The organism is Rahnella rivi (genome assembly GCF_019049655.1).
In the GTDB taxonomy this organism is placed as follows: Bacteria; Pseudomonadota; Gammaproteobacteria; order Enterobacterales; family Enterobacteriaceae; genus Rahnella; species Rahnella rivi.
This window is the reverse complement of record NZ_JAFMOX010000062.1, coordinates 203,975-229,989: the sequence shown is the minus strand read 5'-3', so window position 1 is coordinate 229,989 and position 26,015 is coordinate 203,975. Positions and strand designations below refer to the sequence as shown.

At 51.9% G+C, this 26,015-nt stretch carries 27 protein-coding genes; 14 read left to right on the top strand and 13 right to left on the bottom strand.

Features of this window, described 5'->3' with window-relative positions:
- Window positions 1-40: 40 nt before the first annotated feature.
- Window positions 41-892 (bottom strand): excinuclease Cho, encoded by an 852-nt coding sequence (gene cho / locus J1779_RS16345; protein WP_056777147.1) that lies wholly within the window; start codon window positions 890-892, stop codon window positions 41-43.
- A gap of 136 nt (window positions 893-1,028) precedes the next feature.
- Window positions 1,029-1,337, bottom strand: a complete 309-nt coding sequence (locus tag J1779_RS16340) for a putative antibiotic biosynthesis monooxygenase (protein WP_217204259.1) — start codon at window positions 1,335-1,337, stop codon at window positions 1,029-1,031.
- Window positions 1,338-1,476: 139 nt separating this feature from the next.
- On the opposite strand from J1779_RS16340, the gene J1779_RS16335 reads away from it, so the two are divergent.
- Complete coding sequence (locus tag J1779_RS16335) at window positions 1,477-2,385, top strand: LysR family transcriptional regulator (protein ID WP_122097249.1); 909 nt, start codon at window positions 1,477-1,479, stop codon at window positions 2,383-2,385.
- 19 nt (window positions 2,386-2,404) lie between these two features.
- Here the strand turns inward: J1779_RS16335 and J1779_RS16330 are convergent, their stop codons facing one another.
- Both J1779_RS16330 and J1779_RS16325 read right to left on the bottom strand, forming a co-directional pair.
- Window positions 2,405-3,046, bottom strand: coding sequence for a hydrolase (locus J1779_RS16330; protein WP_056775586.1), 642 nt, complete (start codon window positions 3,044-3,046; stop codon window positions 2,405-2,407).
- 445 nt (window positions 3,047-3,491) lie between these two features.
- Entirely contained in the window at window positions 3,492-4,424 is a 933-nt protein-coding gene (locus J1779_RS16325; protein WP_056775589.1) for a sugar-binding transcriptional regulator, read from the bottom strand.
- 234 nt (window positions 4,425-4,658) lie between these two features.
- Here J1779_RS16325 and J1779_RS16320 point away from each other — a divergent pair, with 234 nt between their 5' ends.
- From J1779_RS16320 to J1779_RS16295, 6 genes are all read left to right on the top strand, one after another.
- Window positions 4,659-5,594, top strand: coding sequence for a tagatose-bisphosphate aldolase (locus J1779_RS16320; RefSeq protein ID WP_056775591.1), 936 nt, complete (start codon window positions 4,659-4,661; stop codon window positions 5,592-5,594).
- The gene (locus J1779_RS16315) at window positions 5,587-6,183 is read left to right on the top strand and encodes a P-loop nucleotide/nucleoside kinase family protein (RefSeq protein ID WP_056775594.1); all 597 of its coding nucleotides are present in this window, start codon (window positions 5,587-5,589) and stop codon (window positions 6,181-6,183) included. The genes J1779_RS16320 and J1779_RS16315 overlap by 8 nt, the downstream gene beginning before the upstream one ends.
- A 205-nt stretch (window positions 6,184-6,388) precedes the next feature.
- Complete coding sequence (locus tag J1779_RS16310; protein ID WP_056775596.1) at window positions 6,389-6,832, top strand: PTS sugar transporter subunit IIA; 444 nt, start codon at window positions 6,389-6,391, stop codon at window positions 6,830-6,832.
- 82 nt (window positions 6,833-6,914) lie between these two features.
- Window positions 6,915-7,217 (top strand): PTS sugar transporter subunit IIB, encoded by a 303-nt coding sequence (locus J1779_RS16305; RefSeq protein ID WP_056775602.1) that lies wholly within the window; start codon window positions 6,915-6,917, stop codon window positions 7,215-7,217.
- Between the two features lie 59 nt (window positions 7,218-7,276).
- Entirely contained in the window at window positions 7,277-8,542 is a 1,266-nt protein-coding gene (locus tag J1779_RS16300) for a PTS sugar transporter subunit IIC (protein WP_217204258.1), read from the top strand.
- 19 nt (window positions 8,543-8,561) lie between these two features.
- Entirely contained in the window at window positions 8,562-8,867 is a 306-nt protein-coding gene (locus J1779_RS16295; protein ID WP_122097246.1) for a hypothetical protein, read from the top strand.
- 55 nt (window positions 8,868-8,922) lie between these two features.
- Here J1779_RS16295 and msrA read toward each other — a convergent pair whose 3' ends face one another.
- Entirely contained in the window at window positions 8,923-9,465 is a 543-nt protein-coding gene (gene msrA, locus J1779_RS16290; protein ID WP_056775614.1) for a peptide-methionine (S)-S-oxide reductase MsrA, read from the bottom strand.
- Window positions 9,466-9,686: 221 nt separating this feature from the next.
- On the opposite strand from msrA, the gene J1779_RS16285 reads away from it, so the two are divergent.
- Both J1779_RS16285 and J1779_RS16280 read left to right on the top strand, forming a co-directional pair.
- Window positions 9,687-10,322, top strand: coding sequence for a carbonic anhydrase (locus J1779_RS16285; RefSeq protein WP_056775618.1), 636 nt, complete (start codon window positions 9,687-9,689; stop codon window positions 10,320-10,322).
- A 183-nt stretch (window positions 10,323-10,505) separates the two neighbouring features.
- The gene (locus tag J1779_RS16280; RefSeq protein ID WP_217204257.1) at window positions 10,506-11,627 is read left to right on the top strand and encodes a GNAT family N-acetyltransferase; all 1,122 of its coding nucleotides are present in this window, start codon (window positions 10,506-10,508) and stop codon (window positions 11,625-11,627) included.
- Window positions 11,628-11,631: 4 nt separating this feature from the next.
- On the opposite strand, the gene J1779_RS16275 is transcribed toward J1779_RS16280, so the two are convergent.
- Complete coding sequence (locus J1779_RS16275) at window positions 11,632-13,464, bottom strand: ABC transporter ATP-binding protein (RefSeq protein WP_217204256.1); 1,833 nt, start codon at window positions 13,462-13,464, stop codon at window positions 11,632-11,634.
- A 299-nt stretch (window positions 13,465-13,763) separates the two neighbouring features.
- Between J1779_RS16275 and J1779_RS16270 the strand changes: the two genes are divergently transcribed.
- Window positions 13,764-14,243 (top strand): Hcp family type VI secretion system effector, encoded by a 480-nt coding sequence (locus tag J1779_RS16270; protein ID WP_217204255.1) that lies wholly within the window; start codon window positions 13,764-13,766, stop codon window positions 14,241-14,243.
- 56 nt (window positions 14,244-14,299) lie between these two features.
- On the opposite strand, the gene J1779_RS16265 is transcribed toward J1779_RS16270, so the two are convergent.
- From J1779_RS16265 to J1779_RS16250, 4 genes are all read right to left on the bottom strand, one after another.
- A complete protein-coding gene (locus tag J1779_RS16265; protein WP_217204254.1) occupies window positions 14,300-14,689 on the bottom strand; it encodes a hypothetical protein in 390 nt (129 codons plus the stop codon).
- A gap of 30 nt (window positions 14,690-14,719) precedes the next feature.
- Complete coding sequence (locus tag J1779_RS16260; RefSeq protein ID WP_217204253.1) at window positions 14,720-15,106, bottom strand: hypothetical protein; 387 nt, start codon at window positions 15,104-15,106, stop codon at window positions 14,720-14,722.
- Complete coding sequence (locus J1779_RS16255) at window positions 15,103-15,924, bottom strand: glycoside hydrolase family protein (protein ID WP_217204252.1); 822 nt, start codon at window positions 15,922-15,924, stop codon at window positions 15,103-15,105. Before J1779_RS16255 ends, J1779_RS16260 begins: the two co-directional genes overlap by 4 nt.
- Window positions 15,925-16,151: 227 nt before the next feature.
- Window positions 16,152-17,651 (bottom strand): MDR family MFS transporter, encoded by a 1,500-nt coding sequence (locus J1779_RS16250; protein WP_122097242.1) that lies wholly within the window; start codon window positions 17,649-17,651, stop codon window positions 16,152-16,154.
- Between the two features lie 84 nt (window positions 17,652-17,735).
- Between J1779_RS16250 and J1779_RS16245 the strand changes: the two genes are divergently transcribed.
- The 3 genes from J1779_RS16245 to J1779_RS16235 all read left to right on the top strand — a co-directional run bounded on the left by J1779_RS16245 (window position 17,736) and on the right by J1779_RS16235 (window position 21,081).
- Entirely contained in the window at window positions 17,736-18,437 is a 702-nt protein-coding gene (locus J1779_RS16245) for a TetR/AcrR family transcriptional regulator (RefSeq protein WP_217204251.1), read from the top strand.
- Between the two features lie 137 nt (window positions 18,438-18,574).
- The gene (locus J1779_RS16240; RefSeq protein WP_217204250.1) at window positions 18,575-19,660 is read left to right on the top strand and encodes a type I restriction endonuclease; all 1,086 of its coding nucleotides are present in this window, start codon (window positions 18,575-18,577) and stop codon (window positions 19,658-19,660) included.
- A 206-nt stretch (window positions 19,661-19,866) separates the two neighbouring features.
- Window positions 19,867-21,081 carry an MFS transporter gene (locus J1779_RS16235; protein WP_217204249.1) on the top strand — a complete coding sequence of 405 codons (1,215 nt, stop codon included), beginning with the start codon at window positions 19,867-19,869 and terminating at the stop codon, window positions 21,079-21,081.
- On the opposite strand, the gene J1779_RS16230 is transcribed toward J1779_RS16235, so the two are convergent.
- The 3 genes from J1779_RS16230 to dcp all read right to left on the bottom strand — a co-directional run bounded on the left by J1779_RS16230 (window position 21,053) and on the right by dcp (window position 25,167).
- Window positions 21,053-21,805: an isocitrate lyase/PEP mutase family protein gene (locus J1779_RS16230; protein ID WP_217204248.1), complete on the bottom strand. Its 753-nt coding sequence runs from the start codon at window positions 21,803-21,805 to the stop codon at window positions 21,053-21,055. The genes J1779_RS16235 and J1779_RS16230 overlap by 29 nt on opposite strands.
- Window positions 21,806-21,819: 14 nt before the next feature.
- The gene (locus J1779_RS16225) at window positions 21,820-22,878 is read right to left on the bottom strand and encodes a bifunctional transcriptional activator/DNA repair enzyme AdaA (protein ID WP_217204247.1); all 1,059 of its coding nucleotides are present in this window, start codon (window positions 22,876-22,878) and stop codon (window positions 21,820-21,822) included.
- A gap of 135 nt (window positions 22,879-23,013) precedes the next feature.
- Entirely contained in the window at window positions 23,014-25,167 is a 2,154-nt protein-coding gene (gene dcp / locus J1779_RS16220; protein ID WP_217204246.1) for a peptidyl-dipeptidase Dcp, read from the bottom strand.
- Window positions 25,168-25,353: 186 nt separating this feature from the next.
- Between dcp and J1779_RS16215 the strand changes: the two genes are divergently transcribed.
- Complete coding sequence (locus tag J1779_RS16215; RefSeq protein WP_056777150.1) at window positions 25,354-26,010, top strand: Qnr family pentapeptide repeat protein; 657 nt, start codon at window positions 25,354-25,356, stop codon at window positions 26,008-26,010.
- Window positions 26,011-26,015 lie beyond the last annotated feature (5 nt).

Here is a 26,015-nt window from a genome sequence, read left to right as displayed (position 1 = left end):
AGGCTTCAGATCTGCGGATCGGAAGCCTTTTTTGTTGCCGTTAATCCAGCAAAATCACCTTCGAACTGTCCGCCTCGAACAGCGGCTTGCACAGGATTTTATAACTGTCGCGGTCGAAATGCGGAACGGCCATGTCGAAGGCTTTTGCCGCCTCCAGCGTTTGCACCGTCCCCAGATAAAACCAGTGATTGATGACGTGATAATCGGTTACGCCATTGGCTTCTTCGGCAATAGCAATCCGGCCAGGATAGGGCCAGCTGCGGATTTTCAGGGCGCTGAGCGCCTCTCTGAGACGCGCCTGATGCGCCTGCGGGGATTCTTTTCCACAACAGACACCGGCACATTTTCCCAGTGAATAGCGGAAGCACGCGCGGTTTTTTGTCAGCTTCTCCAGCCCCAGCGCGCCGTAACACAGCTTTTCCTGATCGGCGATATCACGGATTTTTTCGACCGCCGACATCTTGGTTTTAAACAAGCCGAACAAATCGTCACTGTGCGAGAAATCCACTTCGTTGCTGAACACGATACTCGCGCTTAGCGCCTCAAGCCGGATCGAACAGAGCTTGCGGGCGGTGCGCAGACGTTTATTAAACAGCGGACGCCGGGTTTTGATCAGATCCGATTCCAGCAATAACGCCCCGACTTCGCCGATGGTTTTCACATAATCGATATCGCGGGTCATGTGGAGCAACTTGGCTTCGGCAGGATTACGAAAATGCGACATCACGCGGCTGCGGATATTCACACTCTTGCCGATATACAGCGGAAAAGCGTTGTCGTCACCATAGAAAATATAGACACCGCTGCTGCTGGGTAAATTTTCCAACGTATGACGAAGATGTTCAGGGTATTGATAAAGCTCGGTAAAAAGCTCTTTTTCGGGATTCCACAAAATGGCTGACCTGCTTTCTGTGATGACTTTTCTCTGATAACGACAGCGTATAAAAAACAGCCGAATCATACTGGCGTTTTATACAGTCTTCAACCTTTGCAGGGCAAACAACGTGTAAATTTTGGGCGACGAAAGATTACGCCTGTGTGCGCATCTCAATATATTCCTGCCCTCTCAGTAAGTTGGCTAAGGTGGCCTCACGGATTTCGCGCTGATCGGAGTGTATCCACTGATACAAATTATCAATGTTATCGAAGCGCACGAGCAGGGTGTAGGTGGTTTCACCGTGAACCGGCCGCAGGATGTTCACATTCTGATAACCGGGAAACCTTGCCGCATCCGTCTTCAGCGTCTCCAGCCAGCATTCATAGTCCGCGAGCTTATCCCGCTGAACGCCGTGGGTGATCACCAGAGTCATGTGGTCTGGTTGATGCGGATAGGTCATCGGATATTCCTTCTCATTCACCGTTGTTCTGGTTAACTGAATGTTGCGTTATATTCATAAACGATACGAAACCAGCACCCTCATTGATAACGAAAATATTTTGGGGTGTTGTTAAACAATTTTTGGGGTGGGAAAAATAATGCGATTAAGCCTTGAAGCGCTGCTGATCCTGGATGCGCTGGACAGACACGGCACCTTTGCGGCCGCCGCGGCCAGATTGTTTAAAACCGCGTCGGCACTGAGTTATACCGTGCAGAAGATGGAAAGTGATCTGAACATCAAACTGCTGGACCGCTCCGGTCATCGCGCGACATTCACTCCCACCGGCCGCCTGATGCTCGAAAAAGGCCGCGTGCTGCTGCGCGCCGTCAGTGAGCTGGAACAACAGGCGCAGTACGTCGAAAGCGGCTGGGAAAGCAAACTGACCCTCAGCGTTGATGCCTCCGTTCCCTTCGCGCTGCTTGCCCCCCTGATCGACCGGTTTTACGCCGAACATCAGCATACCCAATTGCTGTTCCGCCACGACGTGCTCGCCGGTTGCTGGGAAGCGCTCAGTTATGGCGAAGCCGACATTGTCTTTGGCGCCGTGCAGGAACCCCTGACCCGCAGCGGTATCGAATATCGCGCCATCGGCTGGCTGGAATATGTGTTTGCCGTTGCGCCCCACCACCCGCTCGCCGCAATGCCGGAACCGCTGGTGCGTGAACACATCCGCCAGTATCGCGCCGTTGTCGTTCACGATACCTCCCGCCACGGCGCAGGCGCTGATTTACGCGTGCTTGATGAGCAGAAAATGCTGAGCGTGCATGACTTTAACGCCAAAGTGCATGCACAAATTGCCGGGCTGGGTTGCGGCTATCTGCCGCGTTATCTGGCCGCACCGCATCTGGAAAGCGGTGCGCTGGTTGAGCGTCGTCTCGATACAGAACCCCGCCGCGACCAGGCGTTTATGGCCTGGAACGACAATGCCACCGGCAACGCCGCCATGTGGTGGCGTGAGAATTTGCAGAACTTCGACGGGCTGAGCACCGTTTATAGCCCGGAATAACCGGGCTGTCGTACCAGAATTACCCCTGACGCTGTGGCGCTTTGTGCACCATCGTGTAGGCATAATCGACGCCCATGCCGTAGGCACCGCTGTGCTCACGCACCAGATCCATAACGGCGTCGTAGGTTTCTTTGCGTGACCAGTCGCGCTGGTATTCGAGCAGAACCTGCTGCCAGGTCACCGGCACCGCACCGGCCTGCACCATACGGTCGATGGCGCGTTCGTGGGCATCCACGCTGGTGCCGCCGGAAGTGTCGGTCACCACATACACTTCATACCCTTCTTTCAGCGCCATCAGCGCCGGGAAAGTCAGACACACTTCGGTCCAGAGGGCGGAGATAATCAGTTTTTTGCGCCCTGTCGCTTCAACGGCCTTCACGAAGGCCGCGTCTTCCCAGGAATTCATTGAGGTGCGTTCGACAGGTTTCACATCAGGGTGCACCGCCAGTAATTCCGGCCAGATATAACCGCTGAAGCTTTCCGTTTCGACCGAGGTGTAAATCACCGGCACGTTAAAAACTTTGCCCGCTTTGGCGAGAGCGACCGTATTATTTTTAAGCTGCTGGCGATCAATATTCGCAACGCCGAATGACATCTGTGGCTGATGGTCGATGAAAATCAGGGTGGAGTTCTGTGGGTCCAGCAGATCGAATTTAGACATTTTCATTTCCTCTCAGAGTGCATTGTTGGGTTGTGTGTTTGTATTTAATGTTGTGTTGTTGTGCTGCTGGAATTAACAATAGGGCAGGAGTGTAAAAGCGGATAGCGGAAAGAATTTGGCAACTTGTTCAGATTTTTTTGACAGACATTCCTTGCTTTAAAGAGCAAAAAAATCCTCTTATTTTCATACTCATAGTTACAACAAAATTTTTTAACAACACGTTAAAGATAACTTGTCATCACTCTTTACCCTTGGCACCTCATAGTATTTTCAACACGACACATGACCCATTTAAAACCTGCCAAATCACTGCGGAGAAAAGATAAAAATGAGCACATTCAATACTCAGGATGGCGCTCGGATTTATTTTAAAGCGTGGGGAAAACGAAAAGGCATTCCCGCCACGGAATGCCTTTTTCTTTTGGTCATAATCAAAAACAAGCCGTCATGCCACCGGCAGTTTATCCAGGATCGCCTGCGCGGTATTCACGTCTGTCACTAATGAATTGATCATGCCCGAACGCACCGCGCCGATAATTCCGGCGGCTTTTTCCGGCGTGGCGGCGACGCCGATGGTCAGTGGCGTTTTGCGCAACTGTTCAACCGAAGCCGCAATCATCCGCTCCTCACCTTCCCAGTGTAATAATTCACCGGATTCCGTGAAGTAGTGGCGCAGCACGTCACCCGCGGCATCACTCAGCGCCTGTTCGCCCGGCGTGGCAGTGGTGGATTCGCTCGGTTTCGGCGTGTGGGTCAGCCCGATGCCGACGATCGCTGCATCCAGCTTATCCCACAGCGAAATGATTTCCTGCACGCTGCGGTCAGCGAGAAAGGCATCACGCAAAGGTGCCGAGGAAAGATAAGGCGCATGTAAAAAGTACGGTGTGCCTTCCATCTGTTCCGCCGCGCGGCGGACGAACTCGGTGATCTGAAAATGCGGTGCAGACTGTTGCATCCCGCCGTTCAGCGCCACGGTCATGATCCCCGGCAGACGCGGCATACCGGCCAGCGTCACTTCGCGCACCGCCCTTCCCCAGCCGATGCCCAGCACCGAGCCGGCACCTAATCCGGCGTCCTGAAGCAGCGAGGCCAGCGGCGTTGACAGCGCACCGAGCACATTCCCCGGCGGCGCATCGACCACATAGGCCTGCTTCAATCCGAGGCGCTTAACCAGGTCTGATGTCATGTCTTCCGGCGAAGATAATCCCACCACTTCGATGCGCACGATGCCCGCCGCACGGGCCTTATTGAGCAATCTTGAGATGGTGGCCGTCGACACATCCAGCTTGCGAGCAATCTCCACCTGAGACATATCAGACTCGTAATGCAGCTTAGCCACTAAATGCATCATGGCGCGCGTTGCTGCAATATCTTGCAAAATTGGCTCTTTCAGCTTGAAATTCCTTTCAGTAATGAATTACACTCAAATTGTCGATTGAGGGATTATTGCGCAACACCTGTAAAAATGCAATGTACCGGATCGGGCTTCAACCCTTGCAAACCGGCGTGTTACGCGACTTTCCGCCCCTTTTCATCAGGGGGCTAAAGACAGAACGTCCAGTGTAATCGAGATTTTTTCATCTGTAATAAATTTCACGCAAAGGAGAGTTCCATGTCAAAAATGTCTACTTCAGAATTACGCAGCTATCAGCAAATTTGTGGCAAGAATGGCGCGATGCTGGTGATCGCCTGTGACCAGCGCGGTGCCATGCGCAGCCTGCTGGCCAGCGACCCGCAGCAACAATCCGCCATTTCAGAACACGAACTCGGGCTGATTAAAGCCGACATCACCCAATACCTCGCCAGCAAAGCCTCCTGCGTGCTGGTCGATCCGGTCTGCGCCGTGCCGCAACTGGTGGATGACGGCATTATTGCCCGCGATACGGCCCTGCTGATCGGCCTTGACGCATCAGGCTGGGATAATTCACCGGAAGGCTACCGTCTGTCCCGACTGGTGGCCAATGTCGATGCGCGCCGCGTACGTGAACTGGGCGCCACAGGCGGCAAAATCATGGTCTACCTGCGCGCTGATCAGGAAGAAGCCAACCGCCATAACATTGAAATTCTGCATCAGTGCATCGAAGATTTTGCCCGCGAAGACCTGCTGCTGGTGGTGGAGTTCCTGACCTATAAACTCGACAACGAAACCGAGGAAGAATATAAAGAAAAAGTCCCTTCACTGATCTATGGCGGCACTAAGATTTGCCTGGAGTGCGGTGCGAAGGTGCTGAAACTGCCTTATCCGGGCTCGAAACAAGCTTGTGCCGACATCACTGAACTCGCCGGCGATGTGCCATGGGCGGTGCTTTCCGCCGGGGTTGATCATTCCACCTTCCTCAAACAAGTGGCGGATGCCATGAGTGAAGGCGCATCGGGCGTTATCGCAGGGCGTTCATTGTGGAAAGACTGCATTTCTCTTGACCGCAGCGCGACCAAATCCCGCCTCGAATCCCTTGCGGTACCGCGTCTGAACGAACTTCAGGCCGTGATCCAGCAATACTTCCAGGCTCCGGTACCTCATAAAACTGAACAGGTGGAACATGTCTGAAAACAGAAGCGCCGCACGAAATGGCTTTACCGGTAAACGCGTTATCCTGGTTAACGGGATCCCCGCATCAGGTAAAAGCCGGCTCGCCGTTGAGCTTTCTGAACAGAGTGGCTGGTTGCAGTTGTCGCTCGATGGCATTAAAAACCCGTTTTTACAGCGGCTGCAAAATGTCGATCGCCCGTTTAACCGCGTACTGGGTCAGGCCAGTTATCAGGTGATCTGGGATATCGTCGCAGGCGCGCCGGACGGCAGCACATTTATTGTCGATGCCTGGTTTGGTTTCCAGCCGAAAGACGTGTTGCACACCTATTTGCAGCAGGCTGGCGTGACACAGGTGCTGGAAATCTGGTGCCAGATTGATGCAGAACGGGTCGCGGAACGTTTTGCCTCGCGAGTGGGCGAACGCTTAGCGGGACATGTCGGGGCAGAATATATTCCCGAATTAAAAATTCTTGCAGGAAATGCGCAGCCAATGGCATTAGGACCGGTATATTCTGTGGATCAAAATAATGTTGATGAGAATAGACCTGTAAATATTGTTGTTATTCACGAATGGATAATAAATTCATTTCATACCCAAACACAATAAACCGGAAAGGGAAATATTACGTTACTGAACAAAAAACATGACGTGTTTTATTGTCACAGACATTAATTCCGACACATCGTTTTACATTCTTATCTTGGATAAATGAAAAGCTTTATTTAGTCACCAATAGAACTGGACAGATCACAGTTTTTATTTAAATTAAATATCATACTGAGAAAAGCCCCTATTCATGTAAAGAGGTATTATGTTAAGCGACTGGATTAATGAAAATAACACCAAGATAATTCCGAAAACAGAAGACTGGAAAAGTGCCGTTGCGTTAGCGGTGCAACCGTTAATTGATTCTGGTGCGGCGGAAAGTCGTTATCTTCAGGCTATATATGATATGCACCGGGAAATCGGTCCTTATTATGTGTTGGGCGAAGGCATTGCTATGCCGCACGCCCGGCCCGAAGAGGGCGTCAACCGCACGGCGCTGTCGCTGGTGATTGTTTCACAAGGCGTCGAGTTCGGCAGTGAAGATAACGATCCGGTGTACGTTATTTTCGCGCTGGCCGCCGTAGACAGCCATTCGCACATAGAAATGATTGCCAGTCTCTCTCATCTTTTCTGCGACGACGAGGCCGCGAAAAAACTGAAAGAGAGTAAGAACACGCAGGAAGCCTTAGAGATTATCCGGCAGTTTTAAACGTGAAGTGAAGAGAGATGACCATCAACCGATATTCATCATCTACAACAATCATCACCTACAAAATGCGTAAGGGAGTCTTATGAAAAAGTTATCTATCCTTGCAGTCTGCGGCGCAGGTCTGGGCAGTAGTTTTGCCTGTGAAATGAGTATCGAAGCCGCATTAAAAGATTTAGGTGTCGAAGCCGATTTATCACATTGCGATATTTCCAGCGCCACCTCTACCCGGGCAGATATTATTATGACCGGCGAAAACTTCAGATCACAATTCCAGCATTACACCATCAAAGCCAATATTATTTACCTGAAAAGGCTGGTGGATAAAAATGAAATAAAAAGCAAACTGACACCCGTTCTTCAGGAAATGGGTCATCTGGCTATCTAATAATAAAAAATAATATCATCCAATAGAACAACTCTACATCTCTACTACAGGGGACGCTTATGTCTTTCCTTCACTTTATTGTTAATGATGTATTAGGCCAGGCATCAATATTAATATCGCTGATTGCGATGATTGGCTTGATCGCATTGAAAAAAAGTCCCGGACAAATTATTACCGGCACACTGAAAACGCTGCTGGGATTTTTAGTCCTTCTTTCCGGGGCGAGCATTATTGTTAATGCGCTGACTTTTTTGGGCGAAATATTCCAGAAAGGTTTCCATATGCGCGGCATCGTGACTGACGTCGGGTCGATTGCCGGGATCGCCCAGCAGACGCTCGGGCGTGAAACCGCATTAATTATGGTGCTGGCGTTTATCGTCAACATCCTGATTGCCCGCCTGACCCGCTTTAAATATATCTTCCTGACCGGCCAGGCCTCCTTGTGGATGGCGACCGTCTGTTCGGTCATCGGTTATATGGGCGGCCTGCGCGGTGTGGAGCTGATCGTAACCGGTGGGGTGATAGCCGGGGTGATGGCGGTCGGTATGCCGGTACTGGCACAACCGATTGTGCGCAAAATTACCGGTTCCGATGATTTTGCGCTCGGCCATTTCTGCACCATCGGGTATATCGTGCAGGCGGGTGTGGCAAAAATCACCGGCGACGTCAGTAAGAGCACCGAAGATTTTGAGCTGCCGCAGTCCCTCTCATTCCTGCAGGACACTTATCTGTCGATGATGGTGGTGATGATCCCGATTTACCTGATCCCCGCCATCGCCGCAGGCCCGGAAGTTGTCGCGCCTTTCGCCAATAACGTCAACTATCTGGTCTATTCCTTCCTGCAATCGGTTCAGTTTGTGGTGGGTGTGTATGTTCTGCTCTCCGGGGTGCGCCTGTTGCTGGCTGAAATCGTCCCGGCTTTTCGCGGGATAGCCCTGCGCATCGTGCCGAACGCCATTCCGGCGCTCGATTGCCCGGTGCTTTTCCCTTACGCCCCTAACGCGGTGATCATCGGGTTTATCTCCACCACCATCGGGTCGGTCATCGGCATGTTCCTGTTCCCGAGCCTGGGACTCGCGATGATTTTACCGGGCATGCTGACCAACTTCTTCGCAGGCGGCACGGCGGGCATCTTTGGTAACGCCGTCGGCGGACGTCGCGGGGCGATTATCGGCGGTATCTTCCACGGCCTGTTTATCACCTTACTTCCGGCACTGCTGCTGCCTCTGCTGGGCAAATTCGGCTTCTCGAACGTGACATTCAGCGACTCGGATGTCATCAGCGTCGGGCTGGTGTTTGGTCATATTCTCAACTTCTTCCATTAACCGCGCGGAGGTCATCTTTATGGATACACGCATTGAGCAAATTTTAGCGCAACAGCTGCCGCCGCAGGAGTCGGCCAAGGCACTCAACGAGCTGGGAAAACAGTATCAGGAACAGCAGGAACTGGAGGCGGCGATTGCCTGCTGGGAGCAGAGCATGGCCTGTTACGGCAAGCCTGGCTTTGCGCAGGCGCAACTGATGAAGGCCTATAACGCGCGGCGGCGTGAGTGCTCAGAGGCCGGAGACGGCAAAGGGCTGGAGACGTATTCGCAGAAAATCGACGCGCTGATGCAACAAAGTAAGGATGCGATCCGATACGGATTTTGAGACAAAAAAGCCAGAACTCAGGTTCTGGCTTTTTACATTCACGCGTCCGGGCACTTTACGGGTTCAGCGATTTCGTTCGCTGCGCAAAGCTCTTGCGTAATTTTTGCAGTTTCGGCGGGATCACCGCCATGCAGTAACGGTTCTGCTGCCCCGCGCCATCCCAGTAATTCTGGTGATAGCCTTCGGCCACGTACACCTCACCCAGCGGTTCGATGCTGGTCACAATCGGATCACTGTGATCGTGCTGCGCGCGCAGTATGGCGGCTTCCGCCTCGGTTTTTTGCTGCTCGTTGGCCGGGAAAATCGCCGAACGGTACTGCGTGCCGACGTCGTTGCCCTGGCGGTTAAGCTGGGTCGGATCATGCGTCACAAAGTGGATATCCAGCAGATCGCCGTAGGTCAGTTTTTCCGGGTCAAATCCCACGCGGATGGCCTCCGCATGGCCGGTGGTGCCGGTGCACACCTGCTCATAGTTCGGGTTCGGACGACGCCCGCCAGTGTAAACACTTTCCACCGACTCCACGCCGATGACGTCTTTGAACACCGCTTCCGTACACCAGAAACAGCCGCCACCAAAAATAGCGTATTCGATTGTCATACAGACTCCTTCACTCAGGGGGTAGAGGAAATATGGGGACGGATAAGGCTGACATAAAGGTATGGCATTAAAAAAAGGGAATGTGAAATGCTTATCGCCGGTAAATTATATTATTTTGCTTTCTCTTATTTCCCTGCAAATAGTGATGATATTCCGTCTGATTGATCTGCCTTTTTTTTCATGGCAGACTCACTGGCATTGAAATACATGGAATTCCCCCTATGAAAGACGTTATTGAAGGTTTTCTCAGATTCCAGAAAGAAGCGTTTCCGCAACGCTCTAAGTTATTCAAACAACTCGCTTTAAACCAAAATCCTAAGACCCTGTTTATATCCTGTTCTGACAGCCGTTTAGTGCCGGAATTAGTGACCCAGCGTGAACCGGGCGAACTGTTTGTTATCCGTAATGCCGGTAATATTGTGCCACCTTTCGGGCCGGAACCGGGCGGCGTATCGGCAACGGTGGAGTACGCGGTGATGGCGCTCGGCGTAAAAGATATCGTTATCTGCGGGCACTCCAACTGTGGCGCGATGAGCGCAATCGCCAACTGCACCTGTCTGGATCACATGCCCGCGGTCGCCCACTGGCTGCGTTATTCCGATGCGGCGAAAGCCATCAACGAAGCCTCTGAGCACGAATCCCCTGAAGCACGCGTCAACGGAATGGTGCATCAGAACGTGGTTGCTCAACTGAGTAACCTGCGCACGCACCCTTGTGTTGCGGTCGCGCTGGCGAAAGGTCAGGTTACCCTGCACGGCTGGGTTTATGATATTGAATCCGGGTGTATTGATGCATTTGATGCGAAGAGCAGCACCTTTATTTCACTTTCAGATAATCCTGAAGTCAGGGCCAGTTAATTAAAAAATCCGGCATATCGGCTTGCCGGATAATAATACGGAATCTATCCCAATAGGTTCCGTATTATAAATCAGCGGGTTAAGCATTTTTATTTTTTCCTCCGCACCTTTCAGCCGACATTATTTCCCTGCCTGAACGACACTTAAGCGCTTTCTCCTTCAATGCCACAGCGAGAATATTTCATGCCTGTTATCACGTTGAGCCGTCTGGCTGATTTGCCTGCCGCACAGTGGGATGCGCTGGTGCCTGCGCAACAGCCTTTCCTCAGCCATGCATTTTTATCTGCGCTGGAAGACAGCGGCAGCCTGGGGCCACATTCCGGCTGGCGACCTGAACATCTGCTGTGGCAGGAAAATGGCGACATCCGCGCCGCAATTCCCGGTTATCGTAAACGTCATTCTTACGGCGAATACGTGTTCGATCAGGGCTGGGCGGATGCCTGTCAGCGTTCGGGCATCGCCTATTATCCGAAATGGCTGGGCGCGGTGCCGTTCAGCCCGGTAACGGGCGCCCGGTTGCTGGGTGATGACTCTGCGGCCTTGCGTTTATTGCAGGCGTTGCCGGAGTATCTGGTGGAAAACGGCCTGACCGGCGCGCACATCAATTTCACCGATGAACGCGCCAACCGGCTGATCGGCAGTGAAGCCGTCTGGCAGCACCGGCAGGGCTTGCAGTATCACTGGCAGAACCGCGGTTATCGTGATTTTCAGGATTACCTCGACGCCCTCACCTCGCGCAAACGTAAACAGTTCCGCAAGGAGCGCGAACAGGTGGCGGCGCAGGGCATCGAGTTTATCTGGCTGAAAGGCACCGACGTGACCGAAGCGCAGTGGGATTTTGTCTACAGCTGCTACAGCAATACTTACGCCGTGCGCGGCCAGTCGCCGTATCTGACCCGCGCTTTCTTCCGCCTGCTGGCGGAAAGAATGCCGGAGGCGATCCGTCTTGTTGTCGCGCAGCAAAACGGTCGTGACGTGGCGATGGCCTTCAGCCTGATCAGCGGCGATACCTTTTATGGCCGCTACTGGGGCTGCGTGGCAGAGTTTGACCGGTTGCACTTCGAAACCTGTTTTTATCAGGGTATGGAATACGCGATTGCCAGCGGGCTGGCGCGCTTTGACGCGGGCGCACAGGGCGAACACAAACTGCTGCGCGGCTTTGAACCGGTGATCACCGACTCATGGCACTATTTACGGCATCCGGGTTTACGCGATGCCGTGGAAGATTTTTTAGTGGAAGAGCGTGCCGGCGTGCAGCGCTGGGCCGATGAAGCCCGTGAGGTGCTGCCGTACCGGCACGCATAGAGCCTTAATCCATCCCGACAAATCCGCCGGTCTGATGTTGCCACAAGCGCGCGTAAAGGCCGCCGTGCGCCAGCAGTTCGGCGTGATTACCCACCTCGACAATCTGCCCTTTTTCCAGCACCACCAGACGGTCCATTTTGGCGATGGTCGATAAGCGGTGGGCGATGGCAATCACCGTTTTACCGCCCATCAGCGTCTCGAGACTTTCCTGAATTGCCGCTTCCACTTCTGAATCCAGCGCCGATGTCGCTTCATCCATGATCAGGATCGGTGCGTTTTTCAGTAACACGCGGGCGATGGCAATACGCTGACGCTGGCCGCCGGAGAGTTTCACGCCGCGTTCACCGACATGCGCATCCAGCCCGGTTCTGCCCTGCGAATCATACAGTTGCGGTATAAATTCATCGGCACGCGCCTGACGGATCGCCAGCTGCAACTCCTCATCGGTGGCGCCCGGCCTGCCGTAAAGCAGGTTATCGCGGATTGAACGGTGCAGCAGCGAGGTGTCCTGCGTAATCATGCCGATTTGCGCGCGCAGGCTCTGCTGCGTGACCCCGGCAATGTCCTGCTGATCAATCAGAATGCGCCCGCCGTCGATGTCGTAGAGCCGCAACAGCAGGTTCACCAGCGTGGATTTCCCCGCGCCGGAAGGGCCGATAAGACCGATCTTCTCACCGGGGCGGATCGCCAGATCCAGATTCTGGATCACCCGGGCGCCTTTGCCATAGTTGAAATCGATGTGATCAAAGTGGATCGCCCCCTGATCCACCTTCAGCCCTTTCGCCTGTGGTTTATCGGTCACGGTCAGCGGCTGCGCGATGGTGTGCAGACCGTCCTGAACCGTACCAATGTTCTCGAAAATCCCGTTCACCACCCACATGATCCAGCCAGACATATTCACGATACGGATAACCAGACCGGTCGCCAGCGCAATCGCCCCGACGCTTATCAGCGACTGCGTCCATAACCACAAGGCCAGCCCGGTGCTGCTGACAATCAGCAGACCGTTCAGCGTGGTAATGGCGAACGCCATACCGGTTAACAGCCGCCCGGCGAGCTGCGTTTTATACGTCTGTTCGGTGATGGCCTCACGCGCATATTGCTGCTCCAGATCGGTGTGTGCGAACAGCTTCAGCGTCGAGATATTGGTGTAGCCGTCAACGATACAGCCCATCAGCTTCGAGCGCGCTTCAGAAGACTCGACCGAGCGCTGCTTCACCCGAGGCACAAAGAACCACAGGCAAATCGCGTAACAGAATATCCAGATAATCAGCGGGATCATCAGCCGCCAGTCAGCTTCGGCAAACAAAAACAGTGCGCTGGCGGCGTAGATCACCACGTGCCAGATGGCATCCACCATCTGGACTGCGGAATCGCGCAGCGAGCTGCCGGTCTGCATGATGCGCTGGGCGATGCGCCCGGCGAAATCACTCTGAAAAAAGTTCAGGCTCTGCCTGAGCACATATTTATGGTTTTGCCAGCGGATCATGCTGGTCATACCGGGCGTCAGCGTCTGATGTACCAGCAAATCATTCAGCCCGAAAAACACCGGCCGCAGGATCATCGCCACCGCCGCCATCCACAGGAGTTCCCCCATATGCTCGGAGAAAAAACTGCCCGGCGGTGTGTCTTTGGTGAGATCGATAATCTGGCTGAGGTAGCTGAACAGCGACACTTCAATCAACGACGCTACCAGCCCGACCACCAGCAATACCGCAAAACTCGGCCAGACCTGGCGCAGATAATAGAGATAGAAAGGAAAGACTTTGTCAGGCGGCTCCCCGCCCGGCGCCTCACGGAAGATGTCGATCATTCGCTCAAAACGGCGAAACAGCATGGTGCACCTCTTAAGGAGTTTTCGTCAGGGCTGTCCTGCTCTGATGTAATGACGTCATAACGTAACAGAACCTCTAAGCGTAGAGTATTCCTGCTGTTCTTCCCAGAAAGGATATGCGTTTGGATTATTAAAAGGTGTAAAGAGTAAAACTCGTTTGTTGCGGATGGTAAAAATAGATAATCCAAAAGTATCCCGATCTCATTTTTTATATTTACTTAATGCTAATAATAATAACTCAGTGAGAAAAATTAATTATTCGTCATTTAATTTCTGAATGACTTCTTAAAAGGATATTAAAAATGTCAAACTGCACCTATTTAACGATCACCGGAAAGACGCAGGGTCTGATATCCGCAGGTTGTTCCACCTACACCTCAATCGGAAACAGATTTCAGGCTGGCCATGCAGACCAGATACTGGTTTATTCTTCTCAACATGATATTACCCGCGAAATGAACGTGAATCATCATCCCATGAGAATTACCAAACCTCTTGATAAATCGACGCCATTACTGCTGGTCGCGATTTCTAATAACGAACTTATTCAGTGTGTTTTAGACTACTACCGAACATCACAATATGGTACTCAGGAGAAATTTCTCACCATCAAGCTGACAGATGCCACTCTGGAATGTATTTCTTCAACTAACCCAAGTACTCATACCGGCGGTGATACACAACCTTATGAAACGCTTTCATTACGTTATGAAACCATTGATGTGACTCATCATATAGCCGGAACTTCAGGCTATAGTCTATGGATTGACAGAGTCATGTAGAGGAGACGAATGCCATTTGGGGAATTTCAAATGGCATTCTCAAATGAATTTGGAAATTAATGCATGATACCTTGATCAAATGCGATGACTTTATGTTTATAAAAAACATTTAAAACCCAAATTTGTTCTGAGTCAGCTCCCTTAGAATAATCTGGATTCAAAACGTAACTATAGTCTCCATTATCAAATACATACCCCTGGAAATCATAGTTATGAGGATTGTACATTACGCGACCTTTCAGGTGCAGTCTTGCTCCCGTTTTTTTATTAATTGCATCGTAAATTACATCATCACATGCCATTTCACCTTCCGGACAATTGACTTTTAAATCGATATCAAAATGCTGGCCTTCGAAATCAGGTAAACCGGAATGAAGCCTGAAGTTGTTTGCAAAACAACTTAAGCTGAACAAAACTGCAAAAATTAATATCAGTGTTTTTTTCATAAAATTAAATTCCGTTTTAACTTAACAAAGTTAATACATATTCCCTTCATCACTTGCGATAGTTTTACCTTTAAACATCACATTCAATACCCACCACTCTGTAGATTTTGTAGAAGGTGAATAATCAGCCGTTAACTGATACAAATATTTCCCATTTTCGAACTCATACCATTGGCGATCCTTCGTCGGGTTGGATAAGAGTCTGCCTGTCAGATGAAGCCTTTCTCCGGTCTTCCTGTTGATAGCGTCGTAGCTCACGTCATCACATGTCAGGCTGGTTTCAGGACAACTCGCTTTCAGTTCTATCTCAAATTTTTCACCCTGAAATGAACGAATACCAGGATGCAGTTTATATCCCTCTGCAGAACAATTTGCAGAAGCTAAGGTGATCAAGGTAAAAATCATTAGCAATCTCATCGTGCATATACTCCATTGTGAAAAATGTTAAGCTCTGATTTGCGTCTGTTAAACAACCCCTTAGAAAAATGGTGGTCAGTGTTCACCCAACGCAACCAAGCACTATCTAAATCGGTATTACTCTCTCCGTTTAATATTTTCAAAACCTCTGAAGATAAAAAACCTTTATGCAGCTTAACGTCACCATACCCAATATTAAATGAAAAAATAATCACTGCATCATATTCATTTTGAGTTAGGCTGGCGGAAAGTGTTCGTTTAACACTCATTTCAAATCTTCTTATGTCATCTTGATATATCTCATTAGCCTTCATTTCTGTTATCCCATTTTTATATATTTCAAATTCATTGGCATTTGTAATTAAGTGTCCATATCCTATCGTTGCACCTTTTGTATAAGCAGTAATTTCATGGCTATTACTATCTGCATAAGGCTTCAATCTTAAACTTTCATAATCTCTGAGTAACGCATGTCCCTGCGGGCTAACCGATAACTCATTCACATTTTTCCTCACCCCGCTAACCACAGTTGAATTACTTGCAGGAGGTGCTACCGTATCCAGCTTGGGGGTTCCCTGAGAGAAATGCCCAAACTGCAACCAGCGAAGAGTTTTACCATTAGGCTCAACCAGGCCATCAGGCAATGACATAAACTGTTGCTGAAACTTTCTTATGGCTGCGACAGTTTTTGGGCCGCAATTACCATCAACGACCAGATTAGGAAATCCGGCATTCTTAAGACGATACTGAACTTCGATTACATCATGGAATAAGTTCTCGCCGAAATAACCGACGTTCCTGCTTAATGATGAGGGCATGCCAATATCCTTATTGTTATGAAGTCACGCACCGTGAATTATATTTCACAGTAAATCCATTGTGATAAAATATTCATTAAATAAATAGGTCGTTAACAATAAATAATAACAGGATAAAGACGGAGAGGTATTTCATAAAAATCAGAATTGAGAGATCTGCGGACATTATTGCTCATTCTTTCTGCGGCCCAATACTCATCGCCGCAGAAAGAATTTTAAACGAATCACTATTTCTTCAGCACCACATCTTTCTGCAACAACGACAGGACAAACGCCAGCACCATGACCCCGGCGGAAATCTGGTACACCGAGTGCAGCGCGGTGGCGAATGCCTGCAAATAATCATCGCGAATGGTTGCCGGTAATTGCTGTACCGCCTGCGCGCTGAGTGAGCGCGGGATCGGGGTGCCTTCGGGGATCAGTTTTTCCAGTTGCGAACGCAGACCTTGTGTGAAAAGTGCGCCGAAGGCCGCCACGCCGATGGAACCGCCGATCGAGCGGAATAACGTCACGCTGGATGTCGCCACGCCCAGCTGTTTCATCGATACCGAGTTCTGCACCGCCAGCACCAGAACCTGCATCACCATACCCAGTCCGAAACCGAGGACGCCGATATAAAGATAAAGCTGGGGTAACGTTGTGCTGAGCGTGAGATTGCCCAGCATCAGCATGCCGATAAAGCTGAGTAACGTGCCGAAAATCGGGAACAGCCGATAGCGGCCAATGCGGCTGATAATCCGGCCACTGACAATCGAACTGACCAGCAGCGCCCCCATCAGTGGCAGCAGTTGCATCCCGGCGGCGGAAGGTGATGAGCCTTTGACCACCTGCAAATAGAGCGGCAGGAAGGTCACCGAGCCCATCAGCGACATGCCGATAATAAAGCTGATGGCGCAGCTCAGCAGGAAGGTGCGGTCGCGGAACAGCCCGAGCGGGATGATCGGCTCCGCCGCCAGCGTCTCTTCATAAATGAAGCCGCCAAGTGTCACCACGCCGAACGCCAGAATGCACCACAGCTGCGGATCAGACCACTGATACACCGTGCCGCCTTCGCTGGTAAACAAGATGATGCTGGTCAGCGCCGCCGCCAGGTACGCCGCGCCGAGAAAGTCAATTTCATGGCGAATACGCGCAGTCTGCGATTTCAGCGCCACGCCGATCACCAGCAGCGCAAAAATACCCAGCGGCAGGTTGATGTAGAAAATCCAGCGCCATGACATGTGCTCGACGAGAAAACCGCCGATCAGCGGACCAATGACGGTCGCCAGCCCAAACACGCCGCCGAACAAGCCCTGATATTTACCGCGTTCCGCCGGCGGAATAACATCCCCGACCGCGGCCATAGTGACCACCATCAGCCCGCCGCCGCCTAGCCCCTGCAGGGCACGCATCAGGATCAGCTGAGTCATGTTCTGTGCCAGCCCGCAAAGTACCGAGCCGAGCAGGAACACCACTATCGCCGTTTGCAGCACGATTTTTCTTCCCAGCAAATCACCGAATTTGCCGTACAACGGCACCACGATCGTTGACGCCAGCAGATAGGAGGTGACCACCCAGGAAAGCTGATCCAGCCCGCCCAGTTCACCGACGATAGTCGGCAACGCCGTCGAGACAATGGTCTGGTCAAGCGCGGCCAGCAGCATCACCAGTAACAGCGCGGAGAACAGAAGCTTGATCGAAGGCCTGGCCTCTTTCACTTCGCTCTGCGCCGAATTTATAGTTGTCATGAATGCTATCCTGACTTGTAATTAATTAACTGTATAATTAATATTGACGCATCACCTTCATCCGGTCAATGGATCACCCCGCTCATGACAGACAGAAAAATCTCAGAAAAGGCGACGACAGCACAAAAGGTTCAGGAGGAAGGCACCGCATCCGCACGCCGTCCGGGTCGCCCGAGCGGGGTCAAAAAAGGCGTGGATAAGCGCGAACTGCTGCTGGATGCCGCCCTGAAACTCTTTGCCCAATCAGGTATCGCCGAAACGCCTCTCAGCATGATCGCCAAAGAAGCGGGTGTCACCACCGCCATGCTGCATTACTACTTCAATACCCGCGAACAACTGCTGGATGTACTCATCGACGAACGTTTTCAGCCAGTACGCGCGGGGTTTAGCGATATTTTTGATGTCCACGCCGACGATCCGCTGATGGCAATCACCGCGATGGCACAATGCATGATCGACGCGGCGGTGAAATACCCCTGGGTCGCGCCGCTGTGGGTACGGGAAGTGATCAGTGAAAGCGGGATGTTGAAAAAACGCATGGAAGAACGCAATGGCGACAAAAACCGCAAAGTGGTGCAGGAATGCATCACCCGCTGGCAGAGCGAAGGACGCCTGAACCCCGATCTCGATCCGGCGCTGCTGTTCATCTCCCTGTTCGGCCTGACCCTGTTCCCCCTCGCCTCCATGAAAATGCGCCAGGGCACCGCTTCCCCCATTTCCCCCGAAGCGCTGCGCAAACACGTCGCCGTCCTGCTCTTCCACGGCGTTGCGCCGCAGAAGCCATAATTTATCGGAAGCGTTAAAAATAGTGAGTCTTTCATGAAATAAGTGATCAGGCCCACGCTTTTACATCTGGTTTTATTTCCATATTTTCCCTATAAGTAATCATCACGCAGCAGTGATTAAAAAATAAAGAGGGTTATATGGAAATTCTTGAACAATTAAACAGTTTGGCTGTAAAAATCAAACAGCAGTCACTTTTAATTCAGACTGAAGAAGCAACGAAAAATGCATTTGTCATGCCTTTCATCAATAAAATCCTTGGCTATGACGTTTTTGATCCAACTGAAGTCGTTCCAGAATTTATCTGTGACGTAGGTACCAAAAAAGGGGAAAAAATAGATTATGCGATATTGAAAGGTGGGGAAATACAGATTCTGGTTGAGTGCAAGAAAATAGGCGAATCTCTGAATGTTAATCATGCATCTCAGCTATTTCGTTATTTTCATGTAACCAATGCAAGAATATCCATCCTCACAAACGGACAGGTTTATAAGTTCTTTACCGATCTGGATGCACCCAATAAAATGGATGAAAAGCCTTTTCTTGAGCTGGACATCCTTGATATTGATGAAAATCTTGTTTCAGAACTCGTGAAGTTAACCAAGTCTGCTTTCGATGTTGAATCCATAGTCAATGCGGCAGGGGAATTGAAGTACGTTAGCCAAATCAAAAAAATATTCCTTGCTCAATTCACTAATCCCGAAGAAGACTTTGTGAAGTTTTTCGCTTCGCGGGTCTACGATGGAATGTTGACGCAAAAAGTACGCGAACAGTTTAATACTCTCACCCGTAAAGCCGCAGTCCAGTTGTTGAATGATCAGGTGAACGAACGACTGAAATCAGCCCTCAGCGGCACTGTTCAAAATTCAGCGACAAAAGTTGTTGAAGAGGAACAGGAAATATCACAACCGACAGTCAATGTTGTTGAATCCGATCAAATCGTTACAACAGAGGAAGAACTTGAAGGGTTTCATATTGTTAAATCAATCATCAGAACAGTGATTGATATCAAACGCATTACTCATAGAGATACTAAAAGTTATTTCGGTATTTTGATTGATGACAATAACCGTAAGCCTGTTTGCCGCCTGCACTTTAACCGTTCTCAACTCTATATTGGGTTATTTGATGCGGACAAGACTGAAACGCGTCATCCGATAGAGTCGCTTGATGACATCTATCAATTCGCTGAGCATCTCAATACTACCGCACAAAGCTACTGCTGATTTTTCTGTGTATAACTGAGCCTGCGCAAGTGGGCTCATTGCTCTTCCACGGCGTTGCGCCGCAGAAGCCGTAACACAATCTTGCGAAGGCGCGGGGATAGCCGCGCAACTCACTTTATTCCCCGCTTTTTGTATCGAAAAATACTGCGCAGACTCGACTATCATCATTGGTCATCCACCATGTTTTTGAAAGGAATGCCTTGAGAATGAAGGGAATGCCGCCGCTGATCCTCGCGCTGCTCGCCAGTTCGTTAGTGCTCACTATCGGACGAGGTGTGACGCTGCCGTTCATCACGATTTATCTGACCGAGCACTATCATCTTCTGCCGAAAAGTGTCGGGATTATTCTCGGGGCCAGTCTGGCGATCGGCATTCTCAGTGGTCTGTACGCCGGTTATCTGGTGGATAAATTCAATCACCGGACGCTGATTATTGTCTCGATCAGCGCTTTTGGACTGAGCTTTTTACTGCTGCCGGTACTGCCCGGCGTCACCGGTGTTCTGGTGGTGCTGGCGTTGCTCAATGCCTCCTACGCGCTGCTGAGTATTACGCTCAAAGCCTGTATCGCCAGCTGGTTGCCGGTGGCGAAACGGGTTAAAGCCTTCTCCATGAACTACACGCTGGTGAACGTCGGCTGGGCGGTCGGATCATCACTTGGCGTCTGGTTAGCCGGGTTCAGCCCGAAGCTGCCGTTCGTGATTTCCGGTGTGCTGGCGCTCGGCACGGTGATTTCCCTCGGCTGGGGATTACGTCATATCCCGCACAGGCCGCCTCAGGCAGAAGAGGAACACAAACCCCTGCCGAAACCGAATCTGCGCCAGACGCTGGGCATTCTCGCGCGCGACCGCCGTCTGATTTATTTCACCCTGGGCAGCACGCTCGGCTCGGTGGTTTTCGGACAGTTTGCCGGTTATCTGTCGCAATATCTGATACTTGTGTCGAATGCCGCCTTTGCCTACAAAATTATCGGCGCGGTAATGATCACGAATGCCGTGATTGTCATCGCTTTCCAGTATGTCTTAAGCAGCCGCATGAAACAGGACACCCTGCTGAGGTGGCTGCTGCTCGGCACGGTATTTTTCATCGTCGGGTTGATCGGTTTTATGGTTGCGGGGGAATCGGTACTGCTGTGGATCATCGCCATGGCCATCTTCAGCTTTGGTGAACTTATCGTTATTCCGGTGGAATACATGTTTATCGACTTTATCGCACCGGAAAACATGAAAGGCAGCTATTACGGCATGCAGAATCTGAGCAATCTGGGTGGCGCGATAAACCCGGTGATGTGCGGTTTTCTGCTCAGTTACGCCGCCCCGTCAGTGATGTTTATCGCGCTGATCGCCGCCTCTGCGGGCGGGCTGGTATTCTTCTGGATGGGGCACCGGCTGGCGGCTAATACAGCGCGCGCGCTTGCTGCGTAAGGGTTTCCATCAGCCCGATATAAGGGTGCGGGCCGTAGCTTAACCGGCTGACCCCCGCCGCGATGAGATCGGCCAGCGGCGGCGTCAGGCTGCTGGCCATAATATTCACCGGCAGTGCGGAAACCTCACAGAGTTCAGCAATCAGGCCCGGATCGCTCAGACCGGGGGCAAAAAAGCCACTGGCACCGGCGTCCTGATAAGCGGCCAGCCGTTTTTTAGCTTCCGCCATCAGCGCCGGGTGCTGCGAGGCATCCGGTTGCTGCAAAAAGACATCGGTACGGGCATTGATAAATAAAGCGATTCCCTGCGTTTCAGCCACCTGACGAAGCGAAGTGAGAATCTCGCATTGCTCACGGACCCCGTTCAGCGCGGATGATCCCATTTGCTGATCTTCAACATTAATTCCCACCACGCCTGCCTGCAAAAGGGCGCTCAGATTATCGCAACGGTCAGCGCCATAACCGGTTTCAAAATCCACCGTCAGCGGCAAACTTATCACCGAAGCAATGCGTTGCACCGTCTGCAACAGGCTGGCAAAAGGCATGGCCTCGCCATCCTGATAACCCTGCGCCGCCGCGCATGACCAGCTGCCAGTCGCGATGGCCTTTGCTCCCGCCTGTTCCACGGCCAGCGCGCTACCCGCATCCCAGATGTTGTATAAAATGACCGGATTGTGTTTCTGATGAAGCGCTGAAAATGCCAGTGCCTGACGTTGCTGACTCATACCTTGCTCCTCGTTTAGCGGCTCAGCGCCATTCTTCGTTCGTGTTCAATCAGCCAGCGCTTGCGCCACAAACCGCCGCCGTAACCGGTCAGCGAACCGTCGGCACCGATGACGCGATGGCAAGGGATCAGAATGGAAATCTGGTTAGCGCCATTTGCCCTGGCGACGGCGCGGGAAGCGGTTGCCTGCCCGATATCGGCCGCCAGCGCAGAGTAGCTGCGCACTTCACCCGCCGGAATAGCTCTGAGCGCATCCCAGACTTTTCGGGTGAACAACGAACCGAATTCTGCCAGCGGCGTGAGGAATAAACGCTTCCCGCCCGCGAAATACGCCGTCAGTTCCTGTTCGAGCTGATCTATGACCGGGTTGCGGCCAAAAATAATTTCAGATGACGTCAGCTGTTTCAGCCGCTCAATTTCGTTGGGCAACGCCGGACGGTCAATAAACTCCAGCAGATACAGCGCGTCGCGGCTGGCAATCGCCAGCATGGAACCGATCGGCGTATCCAGCCAGTCAGCTTTCAGAAACTGATGCTTTCTGGCCTGACTGGGGTTCAGCCCGATTTGCCGGGTGATTGCCGCGCGAAATCCGCTACCGGATCCAAAACTGGCATCCAGTTGCGCTTCAATCACCGGCTCTCCGCCGGTCAGGGCATCGACGCCTTTACCGACTCTGCGCAGGCGCGCCATTTCCAGAAACGTGATCCCGAACTGCCGTTTAAAAGCCCGGCGGACAGTGGAAGGGTCAACATTCATTGCCTGCACATCGCCTTCACTCCACTTTTTGTCTGGCTCATTTTCCAGCGCTGCCAGTAACTTCAGCACCAGCGGGTCTTTCTCTCCGCCCTGCATGAGCGGACGGCAGCGTTTACACGGGCGGTATCCTGCTTCCATCGCACTGACCATCGACGGATAAAACACCGAGTTCTCACGTTTAGGCTTGCGCGCCGGGCAGGTCAGCCGGCAAAAAATCCCGGTACTTTTCACACCGACAAAGGCAAAGCCGTCGTAAGCCGGGTCGCGGGCAATCAGCGCAGCATAAAGAACATCATCGTCAGGCAAATCGAAAAGCATGATTTCACTCGCAGACCGGGAACATGGGAAAAGCATAGGGGAATTCGAACGGGGGAAGCGACGTTTTTCGGGCGTTGATTTAACTCTTTCCGGCGAGGTTATCCGTGCCCGGCGCAATACCGGGCACGGCCATTTTTACTCCTCCAGCCCGCGATTTTTCAGCATCGGCTCAATTGACGGCGCCTTACCGCGCCAGGTTTCGTAGAGCTTTTCGAGATCTTCGCTGTTACCGCGTGAGAGGATCTGATCACGGAATTTCTGACCATTCTCCCGCGTCAGCCCGCCCTGTTCGGTGATACCCGCAAAGGCATCGTCGGCCAGCATTTCTGTCCACAAGTAGGCGTAATATCCGGCCGCATAGCCGTTACCCCAGATGTGCTGGAAATAGCTGGAACGGTAGCGCGGCGGTACATACGCCAGGTTCACTTTGTCCTTCGCCAGCGAATCCGCCTCGAACTTATCGACATCCTGCTGGGGTGCGTCGGCGCTCAGGCTGTGCCAGTGCATATCCAGCAGCGCGGCGGCCAGAAGCTCGGTCATGTCATAGCCTTTGTTGAACTTACTGGCCTTCTCGATTTTGTCCTGCAACGCCTGCGGCATCACTTCGCCAGTCTGATAATGTTTCGCGAAGTGAGTAAACACTTTCGGATCGCTCGCCCAGTGCTCGTTAAACTGAGAAGGGAACTCGACAAAATCACGCGGCGTCGCGGTACCGGAAAGGCTCGGGTATTCCTGACTGGCAAACAGACCGTGCAACGTATGACCAAACTCGTGGAACATAGTGATCACGTCGTCCCACGACAGCAGCGCCGGCTGCCCCGCGGCGGGTTTCTGGAAGTTGGCGACGTTGTAAATCACCGGCTTAGTGCCCAGCAGTTTCGACTGATCGACGTAGTTGCTCATCCACGCGCCGCCGCCTTTATTATCGCGCTGATAATAATCGGCATAGAACAGCGCCATCGATTTACCGTCTTTATCGAACACCTCAAAAACCCGCACGTCCGGGTTATACACCGGCAGGTCTTTGCGTTCTTTAAACGTGATGCCGTACAACAGGTTAGCGGCATAAAACACGCCGTTTTCCAGCACATTGTTCAGCTCGAAATAGGGTTTGATTTGCGCGTCGTCCAGATCATATTTCTCTTTGCGCACCTGCTGCGCGTAATGCTGCCAGTCCCAGGCAGCCACCTGGAAGCCGCCCTTCTGTTTATCGATTTCCGTCTGAATATCCTGCGCCTCACGCTGTGCGCGGGCGGTGGCTGCCGGCACAATTTTGTGCATGAAATCCAGCGCAGCCTGTGGCGTTTTCGCCATCTGATCTTCCAGCTTCCACGCCGCATAGCTTGGGAAGCCCAGCACCTGAGCCTGCTCAGCACGAACTTTTGCAAGCTTAGCAATCAGCTCGCGGGTGTCGTTGGCATCGCCTTTTTCAGCACGATTGATGGATGCTTCATACAGCGCCTTGCGGGTTTCCCGGTCATCGAGCGACTGCAACAACGGCTGCTGCGTCGTATTTTGCAGCACCAGCAGCCAGGCGTTATCCAGCTTACGGTCTTTGGCGGCCTGCGCGGCAGCGGATAATTCGGCATCGCTTAGCCCGGAAAGCTGCGCTTTGTCTTTCACCGTCAGCCCGCCCGCTTTGGTCGCGGCCAGCAACTTGTTGGTGAACTGGGTGCTGAGCGTCGCCGCCTGCTGATTCAGCGCCTTAAGTTTGTCTTTATCCGCATCAGAAAGATTGGCGCCGGCCAGCTCAAAATCTTTAAACGTCACCTCGATCAGACGCTGCGACTCCGGCGACACCTTCAGGCTGCTGCGCTGGTCATACACCGCTTTCAGGCGCGCAAACAGTTTGCTGTTGAGATGAATGCTGTCATCCATCGCGGCCAGTTTTGGCGATGTGTCTTCGTCAATTTTTTGCAGCGTATCGTTGGTGTTCGCGCCGGTCATCGCGCCAAAAACGTTTTGCACGCGCTGGAGCATGACGCCGGATTTTTCCAGCGCCACATAGGTATTTTCAAAAGTAGGCGGTGCGCTGTCGCTGGCAATTTTATCGACTTCAGCGAGTTTCTGGCGGATGCCTTCAAGAATGGCCGGTTCGTAATCACTGTCTTTATAGAGATTGAATTGCGGTGCCTGATATTCCAGCGGGCTGGGGGTTAAAAACGGATTATCGGCTTTGATAGCATGATTCATGACGTGCTCCTGCGTGGCGGGCTGCGCAGTTTGCGCAGCGCCTGCAAACTGGCTGAGAGCCAGACCGGTTGCCATAAAGAGGATGGACAGACGCATTTTCAGTCTTCCTTAGCTGAGGGAAAGATGGACTCCGTTAAGTGTTTGAGAATAGACGCCTGCTGCCCGATCGGCAAAAGAGAATCCTAAGTAAATCGTGTTATTACGAGGCAGGTTCCATATTTTTGGCCGCCGCATTCTGTCAGGATAGCGTTCTTCGCAGCACGTAAAATGACCGGAAAAGAGATGATCAAAAACCAGACTTTCAGCGACCAGCGCTTTAGCCAGCAGCAACTGTCGGGCGAAGAATTTCACGATTGCAGGTTCCTGCGCTGCCGTTTTGACAGCACAAATCTGTCTGACATCGCTTTCGTCAACTGCATTTTCTACGACGATGAAACACAGTCAGGTTGTTCTTTTCAGCATGCGCAGCTGAAAGATGCCAGCTTCAAACATTGCGACCTGACGATGGCGGATTTCAAAAATGCGCAGGCGCTGGGTCTGGAGATCCGCGAATGCAAAGCCACCGGCGCAGATTTCAGCGGCGCCAGCTTTATGAATATGATCACCTCCCGCACCTGGTTTTGCAGCGCATTCATGACCAAAAACAACTTCAGCTACGCCAACTTCAGCAAAGTCATTCTGGAAAAATGCGAGCTGTGGGAAAACCGCTGGACCGGCGCGAACGTGCAGGGGGCAAACTTCAGCGGCTCCGACCTTTCCGGCGGCGAATTCACTGAATTCGACTGGAATAACGTCAACATCACCCATTGCGACCTGACGAATTCAGATCTGGGCGAACTGAACATCCGCAAAGTGGATCTCGATGGCGTGAAAATCGACGACTGGCAGCAAAGCCATCTGCTGGAGAAGCTGGGGATGATTGTGATTCATTCGAAGTGAGCGCG

Bases quoted from the DNA above. Each gene is read 5' to 3' on its own strand.
- J1779_RS16280 (WP_217204257.1), top strand. From the start codon at position 10,506: ATGCCTGTTATCACGTTGAGCCGTCTGGCTGATTTGCCTGCCGCACAG.
- J1779_RS16230 (WP_217204248.1), bottom strand. From the start codon at position 21,805: ATGAGTCAGCAACGTCAGGCACTGGCATTTTCAGCGCTTCATCAGAAA.
- msrA (WP_056775614.1), bottom strand. From the start codon at position 9,465: ATGACAATCGAATACGCTATTTTTGGTGGCGGCTGTTTCTGGTGTACG.
- J1779_RS16330 (WP_056775586.1), bottom strand. From the start codon at position 3,046: ATGTCTAAATTCGATCTGCTGGACCCACAGAACTCCACCCTGATTTTC.
- J1779_RS16265 (WP_217204254.1), bottom strand. From the start codon at position 14,689: ATGAAAAAAACACTGATATTAATTTTTGCAGTTTTGTTCAGCTTAAGT.
- dcp (WP_217204246.1), bottom strand. From the start codon at position 25,167: ATGCGTCTGTCCATCCTCTTTATGGCAACCGGTCTGGCTCTCAGCCAG.
- J1779_RS16215 (WP_056777150.1), top strand. From the start codon at position 25,354: ATGATCAAAAACCAGACTTTCAGCGACCAGCGCTTTAGCCAGCAGCAA.
- J1779_RS16340 (WP_217204259.1), bottom strand. From the start codon at position 1,337: ATGACCTATCCGCATCAACCAGACCACATGACTCTGGTGATCACCCAC.
- J1779_RS16255 (WP_217204252.1), bottom strand. From the start codon at position 15,924: ATGCCCTCATCATTAAGCAGGAACGTCGGTTATTTCGGCGAGAACTTA.
- J1779_RS16315 (WP_056775594.1), top strand. From the start codon at position 5,587: ATGTCTGAAAACAGAAGCGCCGCACGAAATGGCTTTACCGGTAAACGC.
- J1779_RS16275 (WP_217204256.1), bottom strand. From the start codon at position 13,464: ATGCTGTTTCGCCGTTTTGAGCGAATGATCGACATCTTCCGTGAGGCG.
- J1779_RS16285 (WP_056775618.1), top strand. From the start codon at position 9,687: ATGAAAGACGTTATTGAAGGTTTTCTCAGATTCCAGAAAGAAGCGTTT.
- J1779_RS16320 (WP_056775591.1), top strand. From the start codon at position 4,659: ATGTCAAAAATGTCTACTTCAGAATTACGCAGCTATCAGCAAATTTGT.
- J1779_RS16235 (WP_217204249.1), top strand. From the start codon at position 19,867: ATGAAGGGAATGCCGCCGCTGATCCTCGCGCTGCTCGCCAGTTCGTTA.
- J1779_RS16335 (WP_122097249.1), top strand. From the start codon at position 1,477: ATGCGATTAAGCCTTGAAGCGCTGCTGATCCTGGATGCGCTGGACAGA.
- J1779_RS16310 (WP_056775596.1), top strand. From the start codon at position 6,389: ATGTTAAGCGACTGGATTAATGAAAATAACACCAAGATAATTCCGAAA.
- J1779_RS16250 (WP_122097242.1), bottom strand. From the start codon at position 17,651: ATGACAACTATAAATTCGGCGCAGAGCGAAGTGAAAGAGGCCAGGCCT.
- J1779_RS16300 (WP_217204258.1), top strand. From the start codon at position 7,277: ATGTCTTTCCTTCACTTTATTGTTAATGATGTATTAGGCCAGGCATCA.
- J1779_RS16245 (WP_217204251.1), top strand. From the start codon at position 17,736: ATGACAGACAGAAAAATCTCAGAAAAGGCGACGACAGCACAAAAGGTT.
- J1779_RS16260 (WP_217204253.1), bottom strand. From the start codon at position 15,106: ATGAGATTGCTAATGATTTTTACCTTGATCACCTTAGCTTCTGCAAAT.
- J1779_RS16305 (WP_056775602.1), top strand. From the start codon at position 6,915: ATGAAAAAGTTATCTATCCTTGCAGTCTGCGGCGCAGGTCTGGGCAGT.
- J1779_RS16225 (WP_217204247.1), bottom strand. From the start codon at position 22,878: ATGCTTTTCGATTTGCCTGACGATGATGTTCTTTATGCTGCGCTGATT.
- J1779_RS16270 (WP_217204255.1), top strand. From the start codon at position 13,764: ATGTCAAACTGCACCTATTTAACGATCACCGGAAAGACGCAGGGTCTG.
- J1779_RS16295 (WP_122097246.1), top strand. From the start codon at position 8,562: ATGGATACACGCATTGAGCAAATTTTAGCGCAACAGCTGCCGCCGCAG.
- J1779_RS16240 (WP_217204250.1), top strand. From the start codon at position 18,575: ATGGAAATTCTTGAACAATTAAACAGTTTGGCTGTAAAAATCAAACAG.